The following is a 19,139-nucleotide window of genomic DNA, read 5'->3' on the forward strand; positions in this document are numbered from 1 at the left end:
GGCTAGCGGTCGCGCTCCTGCCACGACGTGGAGCCGATGCGCCCGAGCGAAAACGCCGAGCCGTCGAACGCAAGCTCCGTGACGCTCGCGTTGGGGATCTTCACGGGATCGTTGACGCGCAGCGGATCGACCAGGTACACGATCGTGCGCACTACGAACGAATGCGTCACCACCAGCACGTTGCCGCCGCCGGAACGCTGCACGGTCGCAGCAGCCTCGCAGAAGAAGCCGCGGAGCCGCTGCTCGATCGTTGCAAAGCGTTCAGCGCGCCCCGAGCAGTCGGCATTCGCCAGAACGTCGGCCACCTCGGGCAGGCGGCGGTTGTGCTCCTCGAAGGAAAGATCGGCCCCGAAGCCCGCCGTGAGCGTCGCATGCAGAAGCTCGCCCGGTTCGCCCTCCAAATCGCCGTAGCACCATTCGCGCAACCGCGCGTCATGGGCCAGGGGAAACGAAACGCCCGAACAGGACGGCTCGCCGCCGCTCAGGGACAAGAACGGCTCGGGAGCAACGTAGGATTCACCGCGCGCGTGCGACCGCGCGTCCAGCAGATGGTCGAGCGTCTGCACGGCGCGACCGCTGTCGCTTGAGTAGGCGGCTGCGAAATCCACGCTAGCCAATCCGCGCCCAAGTGCCTGAGCTGCGCGAATACCCTCGTCGGTAAGCGGAGTATCGCACCACCCCTGCACTTTCCCCATAACGTTGAACAGCGTCTGCCCATGGCGGACCACGTAGAAGTTGACGGGGGCCGCTTCGTCGCGCACAAGGGAGTCGGACAGGGGACCCTGCGGCGCGAGCTTCCTATTCATGGGAGTCCTGGGGCAGCTTGCACACGTCAACCCAGGCGCAGGGAGAAGCGCATCGCTCCAGTTCATCGGGGGTCAGGCGCACGGCGCTCGCCGCGTTGCCCGCTGCCGGGTAGACCACGTCGAAGCGTCGCAGCGATTCGTCCAGGCACACCTCGACGCCCTCGTTCACGGCGAAGGGGCACACGCCGCCTACCGCGTGCCCGATCAAAGGCTCGGCTTCGTCGGCCTTGAGCATCTTGGGCTTGGCGCCGAACTGCGCCTTGAACTTGGGGTTGTCGATGCGCGCGTCACCGGCGGCCACCACAAGCACAACGCGATCCCCCACGCGAAACGAGAGCGTCTTGGCGATGCGCGCCGCCTCGCAGCCCACCGCGGCGGCCGCAAGATCAACCGTTGCGCTCGATGTCTCGAACTCGAGCACGCGATCTCCCATGCCGCGCTCCTCAAGAAACGTCCGCACTCTATCGATAGCCACGTCGTGCCTCCCATCTTCAAACGACCGGCCCAGTATAGCAATCTCCTGGACGTTTCCGGTCGAAACTCCCGTACAGAACAGGGAGGCGGGGCACCCTTCGCCCCGCCTCCCTGCGCGTTCGCTTCGCCCGCCCCGCCCGACTCGAACGGAAAGCGGGCGTCTTCAAGAATCCTGCCGCATTCCCCTATTCGTACTTGGAAAGGAACGCGCGCGTGCGCTGGTGCTGCGGGTTCTCGATCAACTGGGCCGCCGGGCCTTCCTCCACGATCACGCCGCCGTCCATGAACACGATGCGATCCGCCACGTCGCGCGCGAAGCCCATCTCGTGCGTGACGATGACCATGGTCATGCGCTCGTCAGCCAAGTCGCGGATGACTTTGAGCACGTCCTGGGTCAGCTCAGGGTCGAGCGCGCTGGTGGGCTCGTCGAAGAACAGCACGTCGGGATCGAGGGACAGCGCCCGGGCAATGGCCACGCGCTGCTGCTGGCCGCCGGAAAGCTCGCACGGAACCATGTCTTCCTTGCCGGTCAGGCCCATCTTCGCCAGCAGCGCCTTCGCCTCGGCCATCACCTGGTCCTTGGGGCGCTTCTGCACATGGAGGGGCGCGTCGGTCAGGTTTTTGATCACCGAGTAGTGAGGGAACAGATTGAAGTTCTGAAACACCAGGCCGAAGCGCGTTTTCGCCTCGCGCAGAACCGCTTTCGACGCGTACTTCGCCCGCCCCGTCCCGTCGTCTTCGGCAACCACCAAGTCGCCGTACGCAAGACGCCCGGCATCAAGCGTTTCCAGCAGCGTCAGGCAGCGCAGAAGCGTGGACTTGCCGCCGCCTGACGGGCCGATAACGGCCACCACCTCGCCTTTGCGCACCGTCAGGGATATATCTTTGAGCACGTGCGCGTCGCCGAAGCTCTTACGAGCGTGATCCAGCTGCACAAGCGTCTGTTCGGTCATGGCTCTACTCCTTCTTGCAGGTCAGAAAACAACGAGGCGGATCAGTCGCGGTAATAGTTGAGACGCTTCTCGATGCGAGTCAGGATCATTTCGACGATGAAGTTGAATATCCAGTAGATCGCACCGGCGATCACGTACGGAACCATGCTGATCTGCGACGCCGCCAGCGCCTTCGCCTGGCTGAACATTTCCATGATGCCCAGAACGAACGCGAGCGACGTGTCTTTGACCAGCGTGATGACCTCGTTGCCCATAGCCGGAAGAATGCGCTTGACCACCTGGGGAAGGATGATTTTCATGAAGGTTTGGAGGCGCGAGTAGCCCAGAACCGAAGCCGCTTCGTACTGGCCGCGCGGAATGGACTGGATGCCGCTGCGGTAGATCTCGCCGAAGTAGGCCGCGTAGTTGATGATGAAGCCGATGGAGCAGGCGACGTACTTCCAATCGTTGCCCATCTGCAGGCCGAACAGGTAGTACGGCCCGAACATGAGAGCCATGAGCTGCAGCATGAGCGGGGTGCCGCGCATGACCGATATGTAGAACCGCGTGATGAGCGCGATCGGCTTGAACCGGCTCATGCGGCCAAGCGCCACCAGGATGCCCAAGGGGAGCGCCCCCAAAAGCGTGGTCACGAAGATCTGGAGAGTGAACACGAAGCCCGAAAGCAAAAGCTCCATCATGGTGGAGAATTCCATACCCGGCCTTTCTTGAAACGTCGCAGGTCCAGCAAAGTCAGCGAGAAGCGCTGACGTGCCCCGAATTGCCCTGGTTCGCGGCCGAGCGTGCTTTGCACGTGAGGGCAAGCGAACAAGGGGCAAAGCGGGGTGCGTCAGCGCTTCGCAGCGTCGAGCGGTTCAGGCGGCCGGTCGGCCGCCTGGAGTTTTACAGCACCCAGTTGTCGTACGTGATGCCCTGATCCTTATACTTCTCGCACAGCTGCTTGACGAAGCCCTCGTCATCCAGCTGCTTCAACGCGTCGGTGACCTGCTTGGCAAGCTCCGTGTCGCCCTTCTTGAAGCCCACCGCGTAGTTCTCGGGAGCCAAAACGCCCAGCTTAACGTACGCATCGGACTTAGCGGCCATCTGGTAGCTGGCGATGGACAGGTCGCACGCCACGGCGTCTACCATGCCGGACTCAAGCTGCATGAACGCGTTGTTGTAATCGCCGATGGTCTGAAGCTCCTTGAAGGTATCGGCAAGGGCCTTCTGACCCTTCTCGTCCTCCAGCACGTGCAGCGCCGCGGAATCAACCTGCGTCAGGACGATCTTGCCCTTCAAGTCCTCAAGCGTCTTGATGTCGCTTCCGGACTTCACAACCACCATCTGCTCATTGTACATGTACGGCTCGGAGAACGTGTACCCGTCTTCACGGCCTTCCATGGTAAAACCGTTCCAGATGCAGTTGATGGAGCCGCTGTTGATGAGCGCGTCTTTGGCGTCCCAGTCGATAGGCTCAAGCTTGAGATTCCAGCCCATCTTTTCAGCCACGGCCTTGGCAAGCTCCAAATCGAAGCCCGTGAACTGGCCGTCGTCGCCCACGTAGCCGTAGGGCGGATAGCTCTGGTCGAATCCGACCGTCAGCGTGAACTGGCCGTCCTTAGCCGCATTGTCTGCCTCCTGGTTGCCGCCGGAACAACCCGCCAGCATCACCGCAGAAAGCGCCAGCGTCGCCGCAGCTGCGACAATCGCCAAAAGCTTCTTCTTCATTGCCTCTCCCATCATGTCGCGCAGGATCCGCCCCTTCCCCGGTATGCATCCTGCCACTCTTTTACTTTACTGCACTAAAGTGCTGGAGCAGAGTATAGCATAGATGACGAAAAGGGAAAGCCCCTCTTTGGACGTGACGCGGCAAGCGGCAGAACGTCGCTCGGAGCGAGGCGGGACACGGCGACGGGGCGGGCGGAGGGCGCCTCCGTTTCGAGCCCCCGCACCGCCTCCCCGTCGCCGCGCCCCGCCTCGTCTCGCCGGTTCGGGCATCTCCGCTTCGCACCCCCGTCGCCACACCCCCCGTTTCGCGCTCCCGCGCCGCCACGCACCCGTTTCGCGCTCCCGCGCCGCCCCCACCTCCCGTCCCTGCCCCCACAGCGGCGCTTGCGCGCGAAAAACCGCTCCCGCCGGCAGGTTTTGACGGTTTGAGGTCGCTTGAGCCGACCAGACAAGCGCTCGCAAAAGCGCAGCGCAACAGCCCAAGGCCGTGACCAGGCATAACGGAAAGCAAGCCAAACGGCAACGGGAACGGCGCCAACTTCGACGACCCCTAAACGTGAAAATCTGCCAGCGGGAGCGGTTTTTCGTGCGCAAGTTAGCGAAAGGGGCGAACGGCGCGCACGCGTCGGCCTCCCGCGCCGGCATCGCAAGAACGGCCTTACAGCAAACGGCGCCTCGGAGCATTTCCGAGGCGCCGTTTTCGCTATCAGATCGTGTCGTGCTAGCCGATCATCCTCATGACCGTTTCGCCCACCACGTCCGCATGGACGCCGGCGGCAAGAACCAGGAAGCGCAACGCGCACCCGCCGACGAGCGCGCCCACAGCGCCGCACGCCATCAATCTGCCCGTACCCTTCTTGTGCTTCACCAGCCCGACAACGGACGCGACCAAAGGCAACACAAGGCCGCATCCGACCACCAGACCCCAGAAAAGCGGGGCAAGGGAACCAGTAGCGAGCATCTGGGCGGACTGGGCAGCTGCTGCTGCTACGGCCGACCCTTCTCCGCCCAACGAAGAAACCAAAAGAGCGCCAAGTACGAAGCATTCCACGATCACGAGCGCCACCACCGCGACTTCCATCAACCAAGAAGCACGAGATGCCAAAGGATCCTTTTTTGCCAGCACCACAGCCGTCACCTCAACCAGCGCAACACCCGTATCGATACCTGATACCGCAAACAAACACGGCAGCAACAACGTATTCCATAGCGGCACGCCCGGAGCCATCATGAGCAGCATGCCCGTGTACACCGCCACGAACAAACCGAGCGCAATGCCGATGACCGCCAACACCTTGCGCATGCGAACAAGCCCCTTCGCTCGTTCCGCGCTGTTGGCAAGATGCCTTTCCACTTTGCCCACGGCCAGCACCGCCGACAAGCCGAACACGATAATGGCCGCAAACGCACCCCAAGCACCATATGTCATCCACGAGGTGAAGTGACTGAAGCTTTGCCACATCATAAGCCCGCGCATCGGTTGGGTCAGTTCGGACAGCAGTAGCAGCAAGCCAACGCCCAAGCACACCGCTGATGCCCACATGGAAGCACAAATAATCTTGGCGTGACGCTTCTGGTCTATCAGATAGAGCACCGCTGCCGTAACGAACCCCCCAGCTCCCATGCCGCCTAAAAACAGGTACAACGCGGGCTGCCAACCCCATATCGATTGCATCTCCATACTCACTTCTCCGTTCCCAGCAGCAAGCAAGACGGATCGTTCGCTTGGGCGATGGGAACCGCAGAGCCCCCTGTAGACTCCATCAGCTCGTCCAAAGGTCCGAATTGCAGAGCGCCGAATTTGCACGCGCGCACGCAGTACGGCTCATCCTCAATAGAAAGCCCCGACCCACGGCAGCAATCGCACTTATCCATGGCAGCCGAATCGTATCGAGGAACCTCGTACGGACACGCTTGGAAGCAGTACTTACAGCCTATGCACACGTTCTTGTTTACCCGCACAACACCGTTAACGTCCTTCGAGATCGCACCAGCCGGGCAAACCTTCATGCAGCTCGGATCGGCACAATGCATGCAGGATGTGGAGATAAAGAACGTCCGTCCTCTTTTACGCTGGTACGAGGAAACAGTCCGCCTGCCAGGAGCATCTTCGGCCAGGCCGTTATGCTTCCTGCATGCTTCAACACAACGCCCGCAGCCAGAACAGCGAGACAAGGCAACCAAGAAACCGTACCGAACGCCGTCATGCTCAGGCGCCAAATCCACTTCTTGAGCGCGCGCCTCATCGCCAGAAGTAACAACTCCTCCCAGCGCAAGCGCGCATGCGCCCGCGGCCGATGCCCGCAAGAGCACTCGGCGCGTTACGTTCGCTTCTTCTCCCATGTTTACACCTACTTTCAATGTCGACGGCGGCTATTCCTCGACGTTAAACACAACACTAGAAGCAAGGGGAGAAACAACGCCGTCTTCGGCAACGGCCCGAACGTCAAGTTTGAACGAACCCGGCTCCTCGGTCACATAGTCGAAGTGCCAATGCACCCAATCCTGCGTGGTGGCCTCAGACGTATCGAACGCACTCCACGTCTGTCCGCTGTCCAGAGAGAACTCCACGGCCTTGATCTGCTTTCCGCAATCATCCGCATAGCCCTCGAACGTGACCATGTCTCCAACCTTGAACGTATCGGAAACCGTGTTGAGCACGCTCACCTTGGCACGATAGTCTGCATCCGGGCCTTGAACCTCGGGAACCTCGTCGGACACGGATAGCTCGATATCGGTAACCGCACGCGTGAAGTACTTCGCCACGGTATCGGGAATCCAAACCTGCAAGCGCTCGCCGTCCGAAAGCTTCTGGTCGCCGATCTGGTACACCAGCATTGCTTCTTTATCCGTCACATACGTCAGCGGCATCGGCAGGCCATAGCCATCCTTGTCTTTGAACGTGATCGTGTTAACCTGCGGATCAACGTCAACCAAGGAAAGCATGTCCGACACTTTAACTCCTGTGACGCTGGCCATGGCAAGCGCGGGGCTCATGCTGCAAGTGCAGCGCATTTTCTCGGTCTCGGCCTTCATGCGCTCGATTTCCTCGAGTCCTATGGTGCGCACCTTCTCCACATTGCCGCCGATATTGACATAGTAGCTCTCGTGAGTCACCGCATCAAAGGCATAGCCAGGCTTGGCGCACATGCTGGTGGCAGCCGTGCCGAACAGGTTGAACACCTCGTCGGTTGGCGTGAGCGTGTCCTGGCAAAACGAGAAGCTACCGGCCACGTTCGCAACTTTGACGTAGTCCACTGCATTGCGCCGCATCACTTGAACAGGGCTTAAATCCTCCGCCGCAATCGCTACCCCGGGACCGAACGCGCTTATGCCGCCCAGCGCGATACTGGCACCCATCGTGCAACCCAGCACCTTCGTCCCAATGGAATGTCTCATGTTATCCCTCCACATTGCTCTTAGCAGTAACCATGACTTTTTGGTTATTAACGCTGACCAGACCCGTTTCCGTGGTGCCGCGGATCGTCAGCACGTAGCTGCCGTCGGTTTCGGGCGTCCACGTATAGTGCCAGTACACCCACTGTCGAGGATCGGTCTGGCCCAAGTCGTAGGCAGTCCACGTTTTGCCGTTGTCCATGGAGAACTCAAGCTTGGTGACCGCTTCGTCGTACGCATCGGCATAGCCTTCGAACGTGAACGGCTTCCCGGTCTCGATGATCATGCCTTCAGGGACCTTCAGGATAGAGGCGTTGGGCTTGTTGATGTACGGGCCCTCGCCATACGAGTTGAAGCCATTCATCATCCAGTCTTCCCAAGGCTTCTCTTCGTCGGTCAGCGTATAGCCCATGCACTGCTTCACGAATGACTGAGCATCGCATCCCTCGACCCAGTTGATGCAGGGGCTACCCTGACTAGGATCGAGACGCTTGCCGCCAATTTCGTACACCAGGTACACGTCGTCGAAGCTTGCCTCCGGCACGCCACGGTTGCTATGCGTCATTTCGCCATTAGTGTGAAACTCCCGACGATCGAACAACACACCGGTGATGTCTTTGCTTGCGCCGCCGCCCTTCTCAATGAGCCAGCTCAACGGAATGCCCGTGATTTCTACGTTGGAAATACCGCCACCTCCAGGCATGTTGTCCACGCAGTGGATTTTGGAGAGTTTTGTAACCGTTGCACCGGCGCCCTCGGCCTCAGCGATGAGATCAGCAAGCTTGGCGGTATACGGCTTGTTCACCAGGCCGTTTATGGTGACTTCCCAATTGTCCACGAAGTCCTGCGGCATTTCCGCATCAAGGACGTTTTTACCCATGATATGGATCAGGTGATCGTAATTGGAATGAATCCAATCGTAGGTAAACATATCTTCGGGTGCAGTGGTGGTGGTTTGGTCGAACTTGAATTCGCCCTGGACATCCTTCACTTTAACGATCCCGTCCAGATGGTCGTACTTGACCTCGTCCCAAAGCTCAGCACCGTTGCCGTTCTCAGTAATGTTATGGCAGCTGATGCATTTTCCGCCACGGTCCTCGAAGTTGGCGCCGTTGCGCTCGCCATAGTGCACGGCGTGCATCACGGTACCCATTTCTTGGCCATCATCGGCGCTGTGGCACAGCATGCACTGATCGACGGTGAGCTTGCTGCCTAGCGCATCGTTCCATACGGTGGGGTGAGCATATTCCATGTTGGACAAGGCGTCGCCAAGATCTTCGTGGCAAGCTCCGCAACCACGGTTGTCGGCATCCAAGAAATAGTTATTGTACGTCGTACCTTCTTCATAGGGGCGGTTCCAGTGGTAACACTGATACTCGGATGGCGTACGCTGGACCTTGGTTCCGTCTTCCAGCGTGCGAATCTCAGGAGCGTACTCCTTGTTAATCTCCTGCCAGCGGGCATTCTCCTCGGCAAGCACCGCCTCGGACTCCTCGATGCTGTTGGCGTATTGTTTCCCCTCGCCCGAAGCATCGCCCTCTGCCGCCGGGTCCTGCTGCGCACAGCCAACAGCGCAAAGCGATCCGGCCAAGAGCACTGTAGTTACCCACACGAACTTCTTTTTCATTCCCCTTCCTTTCTCTCCCTGTGGCGCGAAGAGGACAGACGCCTCGAATCTTGCTCGTCTCAAGCATTTCGAGCGGTCTAGCTCCCCCGTCGCTTTACCTCCAAGCTGTATCGTATCATAAATCATACAAATATGTGATACTTGTCTTAGTGATATATGATTCTTTTTCAAGAATGGATCGAGCTTTGCCCAAAACGATAACCGGGCTCCTTTTCAACAAGGAACCCGGTTATCGTTTTTGCTGTTCAAAGACCTATTTTGCCGAAAATGTCCTACCCTTTTCTAGCAAGGCTCTCCAACCCCTCGAACGCATCCGACAACGCGCTGGGTATCACCACAAGGCCGCCCTTCTCCTTCACGCTATCCGACACGAAGCTCATAGCGCGAAGCTGCAGCGCCGCATCTTCTTCTTTGTACGTGCGCGCGGCGTCCACGAACATTTCGGATATCTCCTTCTCAACTTCAGCCAAGATGACGCGCGCGTTGTACTCGCGCTCAGCGCGGGCTTCAGCCGACATGGCCTCCTGCAGCTCTTCGGGGATCTTGATGTCGCGGATCTCCACCGACACCACCGTAATGCCCCATTCGCTGGTTTTCCGCTCAAGGATGGCTGCGATCTCTTTGTCGATTTGGGCGCGACGCATGCCCATCTGCGCGATATTGACGCCGCCGATCACGTCGCGCAACGTGGTTTGGGCAATCCAGAACACCAGGCGCTCGAAGTTGCGAATTTCAGAGCACGCCTTGCCCGCGTCCCACACCATCCAGAACAAGACCGCGTCTACGTTCACAGGAACCAAGTCGGAGGTCAGTACCTGCTCAGCTTTGAACGACGTCGACCGCATACGCAAGTCGATGACCGCCGACGCGTATTCGACAAAGGGAATCATAAGGATAAGACCGGGACCGGCCACGCGGTTGAACCGACCAAAGCGCATAACCACGGCGCGCTCCCATTCAAGTACAACATGCGCACAGCTGAACAAGACAGCACCTGCCACTATGCCGACCACAAGAATCGCAACCGACGATGCAAGCCATGCAATCAGTCCGAAAACAGCCACAACGGCCAGAACCAGAACCCAGCGCAACATCGTAGCGCCCCAGCGACTTGTAGCCGTATCCTTGAAATTGTCTTCGATCTCAGCCGAAACGCTCGAGCGATCCCGCTCTTCGGGCTCGCTGAAAAACGACCTCTCCCCCATGTTATCTCCCCTATTCGATCGGTTACTCGGAAAAGCGTTCCTTCACCCGCACCAACACGTCCCCCTCCGAGACGTTGCTCTCCCGAGCCACGCGTACCAGTTCGTCGATAACAAGGTCCACGGGAGATTCCGGTAGCTGCAGTACATCTTTGTCGACGTCGGCAACGAACGATCGCTTGCCGCGACTCGAACAAATGAGATTGTCCGCTTCAAGATCCTGGTACACCTTATGAATGGTGTTGTAGTTCACGCCAAGCTGCGTCGCAAGTTCGCGTACAGTTGGCAGCACATCCCCCGGCTTGATCTGGCCGCTTTTAATAAGGAAGATCAAGTTGTTGCGAATCTGCACCCATACGGGCACGCCGGATTTCTCGTTTATGTGCAATGATTCAAACAAAGGGGTGGACTCCGCCTCTCAAAAGCATCCTGCATATGTATGATACCATGATTCAAAAGAGGTCATCCAAGCAGCACAATCCGAACGCATTGGGAAACGTGCGGATCCAAGCCCGGCGGGCGTCTGGCGGGACGAGGGAACGGGACGCGGCGCGGGACTGGCGAGACGCAAGCTCGCTGCCACCCCGCCCACCGCTCCCGGCCCCGCCCCGTTCGCGCAGGCTCCTCTGGTTCGGCGGCACGAACCGAGCCAGCTCTTCGCCGGTCGCCTACCTCGTTCGCGGAGTGCGCACCCGTTTCGCGCTCCCGTTTCGCGCTCCCACGTCGCCACACCCCCGTTTCGCGCTCCCGCGCCGCCCCCACCTCCCGTCCCTGCCCCCACAGCGGCGCTTGCGCGCGAAAAACCGCTCCCGCCGGCAGGTTTTGACGGTTTGAGGTCGCTTGAGCCGACCAGACAAGCGCTCGCAAAAGCGCAGCGCAACAGCCCAAGGCCGTGACCAGGCATAACGGAAAGCAAGCCAAACGGCAACGGGAACGGCGCCAACTTCGACGACCCCTAAACGTGAAAATCTGCCAGCGGGAGCGGTTTTTCGTGCGCAAGTTAGCGAAAGGGGCGAACGGCGCGCACGCGTCGGCCTCCCGCGCCGGCATCGCAAGAACGGCGAAGGGGCATTCGATGGCTCATTGCCGACTTCTCCCTTCCCCATGCTGCGCCGGAGCTGCCTTCCGCAGCAATTGGAGCCCTTCGCGCCCGCGACCTTCGCATCATGCACGCGGGCGCCGAAAAACAAGGGCGCCCCGACCAGTTCGTCAGAGCGCCCTTGAAAATCGCATTGTCCCTGCCTGGACCAGCGGACCTGCAGGCATCCGCCTTGCTTACGCCAAGTCTCCCGCAGCCTTCACCTTCACGCGGTTCGTATGGCCAGGATAGTACGCCAAGGGAACGTCCTCGGCATCGATGACCTCCACGGTATCGCGAATGGCACCGGCTTCCACGGCAGCCTCGCACGCAGCGACGCGCGCGTTCTCCAACGCCTCTTCGCGCGGCGTCACGTCGTAGTCGATCAACGCTTCGTACACGCCGCTCACCTTCGAGATGGCCGAGCCGATAGCGTTCGCGCACCCGGCATGCTCGGGCGTAAGCACCTGAGCCGTTCCTGCCAGGTCACGCGGCAGCACGATAGCGCCGCCGCCTACCAGCACCACGTCGATGTCGTCGCTCGACACCTTCATCACGTCGATGGCTTCCTCCACCGTCTCGCGCATGGCGTCCATGGCGCGCGCAGCCACATCCTGCGGGATATCGGCCACGAGCGCCGCATCCCCCACTTCGGCCATGCCCAAGCGCACGGCGATGTCGGTGGCAGTCATAACGTCGCCGCCGAACACGAGCGCGCGCTCGGCAATCTGGTAGCCCACCGAATCCGGGCCGACCGTCACGCTGCCGTCGTCGGCAACACGCACGATGGAACCGCCGCCCAAGCCGATGGACACCACGTCGGGCATGCGGAAGTTGGTGCGCACGCCGCCGATGGTCACGGCCACGCCGCTTTCGCGCGGGAACCCGTGCGAAAGCACGCCCAGGTCAGTGGTGGTGCCGCCCACGTCGATCACGATCGCGTCAGCCATGCGCGACAGATAGCTTGCGCCGCGAATGGAGTTCGTGGGGCCGCAGGCGATCGTAAGGATGGGGTATTGGCGCGCATGCTCCATGGTCATGAGGGTGCCGTCGTTCTGCGACAGGTACACCTCTGCGTTCACCACGCCCTTGTCGGCAAGACTGGCCGCGAAGCCCTCGGTAAACCGACGCGCCACATCGTAGAGCGCCGCATTCAAAATGGTAGCGTTCTCGCGCTCGATCAGGCCCATCGAGCCGATCTCGCTGGAAATGGACACGTGCACGTCATCGCCTAGCACCTCGGTGGCAATCTCGGCGGCACGCAGCTCATCGTCGTTTCGCACCGTGGAGAACACGCACGAGATAGCCACGGCTTCCACGCGTCCGCGCACGCCCTCGAAAAACGCACGACACGCCGCTTCGTCGAATTCCGCCAGGCGCTTGCCGTCGTATTCGAAACCGCCCTCGATAATGGCGGCGTCCACGCTGACCGCGGCGATGTCCTGCGCCCAGTCCACCATGGGCGGGATACCCACCGAAGCGGGCGCGCCGATGCGCAAGATGGCGATAGGCGCCAGGCCCTTGCGCTCCACGATGGCGTTCGTGCACTGCGTGGTGCCCAGCATGGCCTGCCCGATCTGCGCGCGATCGACGCCGCTATCGGCCAAAACGGCGTCCACCGCACCCATGATTCCGCTGTAAATATCCCCTGACGTGGGGTTTTTCACCGCGGCAACAACGTTTAAATCCTCGTCGATCAAAACAGCGTCGGTGTTCGTGCCGCCTACGTCGATTCCCAACTTGTACATAGCCTTATGCTCCCTTCCGCATGCAGCGCTCTTCAACGGGGATGTAGTCGGTGTCCAGGCCGAAGTAGCGCGGCCCCACCAGATCGATACCGGCCGGCGTGCGCCACATGCCGAAGCACTCCAGGCCCAGCGCCATCACGCGCTTGCCGTACTTGAGCGCGTCGGTGGGAACCGGCGTGAAGGTGTCGGGGTCCACCAGGCAAATGAGGTCGGGGGTGGTGGCCAAGATCTCGCCGTCAACCACGCAGCTCAGGTTCTCGTTCTGGAACTCGACGTAAGCCTGGCTGCCCCGATCTTCGGCAATGCCCTCAAGCACCACTTTGCCAAAGTTGAACGCGCCACGCGTTTCGCGCAGAACGTCGGAAATTTTACCCTTGAACAGCTTGTAGCCACCCGTGAACTTGAGGAAGAACTCTTCGGGCGTCAAACCCGCCGCCGACGCCTCGCTTTTCGCCAAGCGGATTGCGCGGCCCAGCTCCTCGGAGCGCGTGACAATGCCGTGCACGCCGTATTCCTTGCACGTTTGCGTATCCATGCAGAACAGCGCGATGGTCAGCGTGCCACCGCAGGTCATCGTGGCCGCGCGAGCGATGTCTTCGGTCCACTTGTTCGTAATGGTATCCAGAATGCCCGAGTTGCCCTTCTCGTCGATGAACGCCATGGGCGTAGCCGACGCGCCGCCGATAGTGAACGTGACCATCTGCAGCTCCGGGAAAGCACGGCCCATGCCGTCCACGTCCACCATGGGAATGCCCAGGCGCGCAGCGGCGGCAATGGGCAGCATGGAGTTCACGCCGCCCGCTTCGATGGGCATGGTGGCGTAGATGGGCTTGCCGTAGTAGCGCGACACCATGTCGAACAGCTTGGCGAACTCGTTGGCGCCGACGCCCTTCTCGGCCAGGATGGTGGGAGCGCCCATGGACGCCGCCGGCATGATGAGCGCGCCTTCGGGAACTTCGTCGATGCCGATCATCTGCACCGGGCCGCATTCCTTCACCGCCCCGATAGCCGTGAGCTTGCCGATGTAGGGATCGCCGCCCCCGCCGGCGCCCAGCAGCGCCGCACCTAAAGCGATGTCCTCGATTTCCTGAATTCCTAGTTCTCGCACGCTTTTTCTCCTTCGAACGATGCGTAGCTTATCTCAACCGGCACGTACGGTATGTCGAAACCGAAAAACGCAGGGCCGCCCAACGCGACGCCCTGAGGCGTGCGCCATGCAGCGTCGCACGCCAATCCTACTAATAGCACACGTTTGCCGTACTTGAGCGACTCGGTGGTCACCGGCACGAAGGTATCGGCATCCACCAGGCACACCAAGTCGGGAACACTCATGGCAACGCGCCCGTCCACTTCGGCGTACAGGTTCTCGTTCTGAAACACGACCGAGCCCGCATGCCCCCTATCGTCGCCCACGCCTTCCAGCACGGCGCGCCCGAAGTTGTAGCCATCCCGCGTCTCGCGCAGCACGTCGACGATCTTCGCGCATAAGAACAGGTGCGCGCCCGATTCCTCCAGGAAGAACGCACGGGCGGAGCGCTCGCGCGCGTCCTTCGCCGTACGGATAATACGGCCGAGGCGTTGAGCCAGGTCAACCGTCCCGCGAACGGCGCACTCCTTCATCTTCGCGCCCGACATCGAAGCTCCCAGATTGATGAGCGAGCCGCCGCATGCCGTGGTCACCGCGCGCCCGATGGCCTCGGTCCAATCGTTGTCGACGGTTTCGATGAGGGCGCGGTTGCCCTTCTCGTCCACGAACGCCATGGGCGTAGTGGGCACGCCGGCCATGCAGTACGTATCCTGCTGCAATCCGGGAAATGCGCGGCCCATGCCGTCCACGTTGACCACCGGTATCCCCACGCGAGCCGCCGCGGCAATGGGAACCAGCGAGTTCAAGCCACCGGCCTCGGCCAAGACGAACGCGTCAATGGAGCGGCCCAGCCTGCGTTCCAGCAGGTCGAGCGCGCGAACGTACTCCTGGCCGTTAACGCCCTTCTCGAGCACCACCGAAGGCGCGCCCACGCTGCCGATGGACGCCACCGTCCAATCGTCGGGCACCTCGTCGGCATCCAGCAGACGCACCGGGCCGCATTCGCAAATGGCAGCAGTGGTTTCGAGCGAGCCCATGTACGGATCTCCCCCGCCGCCAGCACCCAGAAGCGACGAGCCCAACGCTATATCGGCGATGTCCTCCACCTGGATAAGACGCACGCTGCTGCCCCCCTACTTGCGATGAACGATAAGTTGAATTGTACCGGGGAATGCGGGAAGTTTGGCCAGCTTGTAAGCAACAACGTAAACCACCATAGATACCGCTATGCCGTTCACCGGCCCGATGAAAAACGGCATGTCGAGAAACTCAAGCCCGGGAACAAGGGCGAACGTGCCGCCGGTCACCACGCCGACCGCGATACCGACTGCAAGCCCGGCCAGGCCCGCAACCGAAAAGCCCTCCTGCACGCGCACGTTTTCAGGGCGGCCTTTGCGCACGAGCCAGTAGTCGGCAATCATCACGCCCGCAAGAGCCGGGCCGCATGCGGAAAGCACCGTGAGGAACGCCTCGAACTGCCCCAGAATGCCGCCCACCGCCAGCACGATGCCCAGCACGCCGGACACGGCCGTGGTCCACTTGGACCCGTCTTCGTCACGACCCATCATGACGGCGAAGCCCAACCCCGCCGAGTACACGTTGCCCGCGTTCACCGTCCACGCCGACAGCACGAGCGCCACCAGGCCCACTGCCGGAAGGCCTACCGAGTTCATGATGACGGCAATGTCGGACTCGCCCGTGACGATAGCCAACGAAGCGCCCGCCACCAGCGCCACGAGCGCGGCCGGGATCACGCCCACCACGCATGAGAGCACGGCATCCTTGCGCGTGCGCGCGAATCGAGCGAAATCGCCAGCCGTGGCCCCCGCGAACGCGAACAAGCCCACGGCCATGTTGACGCCGGCGATGAACCCGATGGCGTCGGCCGGCAACGGCACGTACCCCAACAGCGGCTCCAAGCTTCCTGCGCGCGCGATGGAAGCTCCCACACCGTACAAGCAGATAAGCACCAGCAGCGGCGCGGCGACCGAGCTCAACCATTTCAGGCCGTTGAACCCGATGACGGCCGTGATCAGCATGAGGGCGCCCAAGGCAACCGAGCAAGCCCACACCGGGGCTTCGATGGCGAACACATCGAGCAGCATAAGGGACAGCGAAGCTCCGCATACCGCCGTTTGCACGCCGAACCAGCCAATGGTCACCACGCCCACGATAAGGGAAACCAGGTAGCGAGCGCCCGCGCGCCCAAGCGCCGGCGCAGCCAAAGAAGCAGTAGGAAGACCCAGGTCAGCAGCCTGCATGCTGACGAAGCACATATACGCCACAATAAATCCAAACCCCGCCAGCGTAGCGAGGGCGGCCCCCGACAGCGCCAGTCCCATGCCCAAAGCGGCGCCGACCATGAGCGTGGGCGCGCTGAACATGCCGCCTGCGCGGACGAAGGCTATGTCCAGCCAAGACTTCCGATCGGGTTCGGCAACGTGCAGGCCGGCGGCAATGCCGGTTGGCGATGCCGCCGCTTCGTCAGCCGCCGCAGGGAAATCACGTGCTGAAGACGTCATGCGCGTCCCCTTTTCGCTGTTCATGTTCGGATAAGGATGACTTCGAAGTGTAGCACAACCGATCCTGCGCACGGGAGGGGCAAAGCGCGCAGGATGAGGCCGGGTGGAGGCGACGTGCGGACGAGATGGGGGGGGTTCGGGTCGCGGCGCGGGTGCGAGCGGGCAGGGGTTGGACGGGGCTGGATGGGAGCCGGATGGCAAAGCAAGGGGCGCAAGCGACGCGCGTAGTCTATGATAGGCGGAGCGCCAAAACGATTGCAGGACGAAGGAGGGGCGTGCCATGGACGTCAAGCTGCACTACCGCGAGCAAGGATCCGGCACGCCGCTCATCTTGCTGCACGGTAACGGCGAGGACTCAACGTACTTCGAGCATCAGATCGAACGATTCTCGCGCAGCTTTCGCGTGATCGCCCTGGACACACGCGGGCACGGCCGATCGCCGCGAGGGAGCGCCCCGTTCACCATTCGCCAGTTCGCCGACGACCTGCTGCGATTTATGGACGCGCACGCTATCGAACGCGCCCATGTTCTGGGATTCTCGGACGGCGGCAACATCGCGCTCACGTTCGCGCTCGCACATCCGGATCGCGTGGACCGCCTTGTCCTGAACGGCGCGAACCTGAACGCAGCCGGCGTGAAGCGATCCGTGCAGATTCCCATTGAACTGGGGTATCGCGCGGCGTCGCTGTTTGCCCGCTGGAGCAAAAAGGCGCATGACAACGCCGAGATGCTGGGGCTTATGGTGAACGACCCGAACATCGATCCGCGGCAGTTGAGCAGACTTGACGTGCCGACGCTCGTGATAGCGGGCACGGACGACATGATCGAGGAGGGCCACACGCGGCTGATCGCGAAAAGCCTGCCCGATGCGCGCCTGACGTTCGTTCCCGGAGATCACTTCGTGGCAGCCAAGAACCCCGAAGCATTCAACCGCGAAGTCGAGCGCTTCCTGCTCGAACGCTAAGGCCGTGCCGCTGGCGCGCGCCAATCCTCCACCAAGTCAATCAACTCTTGTTGAGAGTGAACGCCCAATTTGGCATATATATGCTTAACGTGGCTTTTCACCGTGTTTCGAGAAACTACGTAATAGTCCATGACGAATTGCCCGTTGCGCCCACGCGCCAACATCGCGAATATCTCGGTTTCGCGCTCGGTCAAACCACAATCCACCCCGATAAAACGACATCGTTCCTCAATGCTCGGCGCAACCGCAACGCTCGTCGTCGCGTCTCCCCTTTCGCCCCGCGGCGCAGTTTCGTTTTCCGACAACTCGTTCCGCATCCGCGCGCGATCCGCCGACGCGCCCATGCCCACTACGCCCTGGATAGTGTCAGTGAAACTGAACTTCCGAAAGCCCAACCACAGGAAAGCAACGAACGCGAACAGCACCGTTTCGGCAATGAGCATGGCGGCATCGCCATTCGTCCCCACCAAGTCGTTCGTCGTATGACCGGCAACGGCGCCTATATCGGTGCCGACAGCGTTCATGCAGCGTATGAGCGCATACGTCGGCAGCAATGCAAGCAGGTTGCGCCTTCCAACCGAAAGAACCACCAGCCACACCAGCATGTCGAAACAGCGCACGCCAATGCGCAATAAAGCATTTGCCGAAGGAATGCCTGTCAAAAAAGTAAAGGGAGCAATGATGAATCCGGCGACCACAAGCAGTACTGAAAAGGAGAACAGCAGATCCTCCTTGCCCTCCCCGCCGGAGAGCAGCATCCAGACCGCCACGCCCATCAGAACAAACGCCGAAATCTCCACGCCTACCGGGGCGTGCGAAACTTCGTTAAGCGTCAAACCGTACCCCGTTGCCACGCTAAACAACGCCGCACATAAAAACAAAGCGTGCGCTGGCTGCAAAAACGATTCAGGATTAGAAAGCTCAAGACTGGCCGGAGACGCGCCGCGCGCCACTTGGTCAAGCCTTAGACCGCCGCGACGGTACAGCAACATGATGACCAGCGCGTGGCAGGCCACAACCTCGACAACACCCACCTGGAACAACACCGGCGGATGAACCACGCGCACCACCTCGCCCAGCGCCGTGCCGCACACCACAGCAACCAGCACCGCTTCCATCGAACGCAAGGACGCCAGAGTGCATAAAAGCATGACGGAAGCCCAAACCGAAGCAACGTTCGAAAACAGGAAGCCAACAATCGTTAGAGGCCCGTTGCCAAGGGATAGCGCGAATTCCAGCACAAAAGCCGCCGTGATTGCGCAGCCGAGCGCACCTACGGTTAACAGCCGTCGATCAAGCAGAACGGGCTTGCGCGAGGCGACGAGGAACACCCCTAAAAACAGCGCGCCCGAAAACAGCGTGGCCACCTCGCGAGCGATCCCGCAGTACTCGGCCACGCGCGCATACAAACTGGCATTTAAAACTCCGCCAACAAACCCCATGACGGCAAAGCCCACCACGCACAGCAACGTAACCGAATCCACAGCCTCTCCCAAGCTACGAATTCGTTGTGCAACCGATTGCAAGGTCCCTCCCCCCCCTTGATCACGTGTCCCCATTGTACGTGAAACACGC

Annotated in this window: 17 protein-coding genes; 1 reads left to right on the forward strand and 16 read right to left on the reverse strand. The window is 61.0% G+C overall.

Going from position 1 to position 19,139, the window contains the following annotated elements; all coding sequences use genetic code 11:
- Positions 1-2: 2 nt before the first annotated feature.
- From ACTQZK_RS09130 to ACTQZK_RS09200, 15 genes are all read right to left on the reverse strand, one after another.
- Positions 3-806 (reverse strand): histidine phosphatase family protein, encoded by an 804-nt coding sequence (locus ACTQZK_RS09130; protein ID WP_114567674.1) that lies wholly within the window; start codon positions 804-806, stop codon positions 3-5.
- A complete protein-coding gene (locus ACTQZK_RS09135; protein ID WP_114567675.1) occupies positions 799-1,281 on the reverse strand; it encodes a YbaK/EbsC family protein in 483 nt (160 codons plus the stop codon). Before ACTQZK_RS09135 ends, ACTQZK_RS09130 begins: the two co-directional genes overlap by 8 nt.
- A gap of 184 nt (positions 1,282-1,465) precedes the next feature.
- The gene (locus tag ACTQZK_RS09140) at positions 1,466-2,233 is read right to left on the reverse strand and encodes an amino acid ABC transporter ATP-binding protein (protein ID WP_216528807.1); all 768 of its coding nucleotides are present in this window, start codon (positions 2,231-2,233) and stop codon (positions 1,466-1,468) included.
- 41 nt (positions 2,234-2,274) lie between these two features.
- A complete protein-coding gene (locus tag ACTQZK_RS09145; RefSeq protein ID WP_441899440.1) occupies positions 2,275-2,928 on the reverse strand; it encodes an amino acid ABC transporter permease in 654 nt (217 codons plus the stop codon).
- A gap of 187 nt (positions 2,929-3,115) precedes the next feature.
- Positions 3,116-3,940, reverse strand: coding sequence for a transporter substrate-binding domain-containing protein (locus ACTQZK_RS09150; protein WP_114567680.1), 825 nt, complete (start codon positions 3,938-3,940; stop codon positions 3,116-3,118).
- A 721-nt stretch (positions 3,941-4,661) separates the two neighbouring features.
- Positions 4,662-5,621, reverse strand: coding sequence for an NrfD/PsrC family molybdoenzyme membrane anchor subunit (gene nrfD, locus ACTQZK_RS09155; RefSeq protein WP_114568033.1), 960 nt, complete (start codon positions 5,619-5,621; stop codon positions 4,662-4,664).
- A gap of 2 nt (positions 5,622-5,623) precedes the next feature.
- Entirely contained in the window at positions 5,624-6,283 is a 660-nt protein-coding gene (locus ACTQZK_RS09160; protein ID WP_114568034.1) for a 4Fe-4S dicluster domain-containing protein, read from the reverse strand.
- Between the two features lie 30 nt (positions 6,284-6,313).
- Positions 6,314-7,339 carry a molybdopterin-dependent oxidoreductase gene (locus ACTQZK_RS09165; RefSeq protein ID WP_441899442.1) on the reverse strand — a complete coding sequence of 342 codons (1,026 nt, stop codon included), beginning with the start codon at positions 7,337-7,339 and terminating at the stop codon, positions 6,314-6,316.
- Between the two features lies 1 nt (position 7,340).
- On the reverse strand, positions 7,341-8,948 hold the full coding sequence (locus ACTQZK_RS09170) for a molybdopterin-dependent oxidoreductase (protein WP_441899444.1): 1,608 nt from the start codon (positions 8,946-8,948) through the stop codon (positions 7,341-7,343).
- Between the two features lie 287 nt (positions 8,949-9,235).
- Complete coding sequence (locus tag ACTQZK_RS09175) at positions 9,236-10,168, reverse strand: slipin family protein (RefSeq protein ID WP_114568037.1); 933 nt, start codon at positions 10,166-10,168, stop codon at positions 9,236-9,238.
- Between the two features lie 22 nt (positions 10,169-10,190).
- A complete protein-coding gene (locus tag ACTQZK_RS09180) occupies positions 10,191-10,565 on the reverse strand; it encodes a GntR family transcriptional regulator (protein ID WP_114568038.1) in 375 nt (124 codons plus the stop codon).
- Positions 10,566-11,440: 875 nt separating this feature from the next.
- On the reverse strand, positions 11,441-12,991 hold the full coding sequence (locus tag ACTQZK_RS09185; protein WP_114566284.1) for a hydantoinase/oxoprolinase family protein: 1,551 nt from the start codon (positions 12,989-12,991) through the stop codon (positions 11,441-11,443).
- Between the two features lie 4 nt (positions 12,992-12,995).
- Positions 12,996-14,099, reverse strand: coding sequence for a DUF917 domain-containing protein (locus ACTQZK_RS09190; protein ID WP_114566283.1), 1,104 nt, complete (start codon positions 14,097-14,099; stop codon positions 12,996-12,998).
- Positions 14,087-15,199 (reverse strand): DUF917 domain-containing protein, encoded by a 1,113-nt coding sequence (locus ACTQZK_RS09195; RefSeq protein WP_441899447.1) that lies wholly within the window; start codon positions 15,197-15,199, stop codon positions 14,087-14,089. The genes ACTQZK_RS09190 and ACTQZK_RS09195 overlap by 13 nt, the downstream gene beginning before the upstream one ends.
- A gap of 12 nt (positions 15,200-15,211) precedes the next feature.
- A complete protein-coding gene (locus ACTQZK_RS09200; RefSeq protein WP_441899449.1) occupies positions 15,212-16,600 on the reverse strand; it encodes a cytosine permease in 1,389 nt (462 codons plus the stop codon).
- A gap of 280 nt (positions 16,601-16,880) precedes the next feature.
- Between ACTQZK_RS09200 and ACTQZK_RS09205 the strand changes: the two genes are divergently transcribed.
- Positions 16,881-17,564, forward strand: a complete 684-nt coding sequence (locus ACTQZK_RS09205; RefSeq protein WP_216528798.1) for an alpha/beta fold hydrolase — start codon at positions 16,881-16,883, stop codon at positions 17,562-17,564.
- Here the strand turns inward: ACTQZK_RS09205 and ACTQZK_RS09210 are convergent.
- Complete coding sequence (locus ACTQZK_RS09210) at positions 17,561-19,048, reverse strand: helix-turn-helix transcriptional regulator (protein WP_441899451.1); 1,488 nt, start codon at positions 19,046-19,048, stop codon at positions 17,561-17,563. The two genes, ACTQZK_RS09205 and ACTQZK_RS09210, sit on opposite strands and share 4 nt — an antisense overlap.
- Positions 19,049-19,139 lie beyond the last annotated feature (91 nt).

The sequence above is a fragment of the Paraeggerthella sp. LCP19S3_G8 genome, assembly GCF_052119225.1.
GTDB classification, from domain to species: domain Bacteria; phylum Actinomycetota; class Coriobacteriia; order Coriobacteriales; family Eggerthellaceae; genus Paraeggerthella; species Paraeggerthella hominis.

Excerpts from the sequence above, each read along its gene's own strand:
- ACTQZK_RS09185 (WP_114566284.1), bottom strand. The coding sequence starts at position 12,991 with ATGTACAAGTTGGGAATCGACGTAGGCGGCACGAACACCGACGCTGTT.
- ACTQZK_RS09165 (WP_441899442.1), bottom strand. The coding sequence starts at position 7,339 with ATGAGACATTCCATTGGGACGAAGGTGCTGGGTTGCACGATGGGTGCC.
- ACTQZK_RS09205 (WP_216528798.1), top strand. The coding sequence starts at position 16,881 with ATGGACGTCAAGCTGCACTACCGCGAGCAAGGATCCGGCACGCCGCTC.
- ACTQZK_RS09150 (WP_114567680.1), bottom strand. The coding sequence starts at position 3,940 with ATGAAGAAGAAGCTTTTGGCGATTGTCGCAGCTGCGGCGACGCTGGCG.
- ACTQZK_RS09175 (WP_114568037.1), bottom strand. The coding sequence starts at position 10,168 with ATGGGGGAGAGGTCGTTTTTCAGCGAGCCCGAAGAGCGGGATCGCTCG.
- ACTQZK_RS09145 (WP_441899440.1), bottom strand. The coding sequence starts at position 2,928 with ATGGAATTCTCCACCATGATGGAGCTTTTGCTTTCGGGCTTCGTGTTC.
- nrfD (WP_114568033.1), bottom strand. The coding sequence starts at position 5,621 with ATGGAGATGCAATCGATATGGGGTTGGCAGCCCGCGTTGTACCTGTTT.
- ACTQZK_RS09160 (WP_114568034.1), bottom strand. The coding sequence starts at position 6,283 with ATGGGAGAAGAAGCGAACGTAACGCGCCGAGTGCTCTTGCGGGCATCG.
- ACTQZK_RS09140 (WP_216528807.1), bottom strand. The coding sequence starts at position 2,233 with ATGACCGAACAGACGCTTGTGCAGCTGGATCACGCTCGTAAGAGCTTC.
- ACTQZK_RS09130 (WP_114567674.1), bottom strand. The coding sequence starts at position 806 with ATGAATAGGAAGCTCGCGCCGCAGGGTCCCCTGTCCGACTCCCTTGTG.
- ACTQZK_RS09200 (WP_441899449.1), bottom strand. The coding sequence starts at position 16,600 with ATGACGTCTTCAGCACGTGATTTCCCTGCGGCGGCTGACGAAGCGGCG.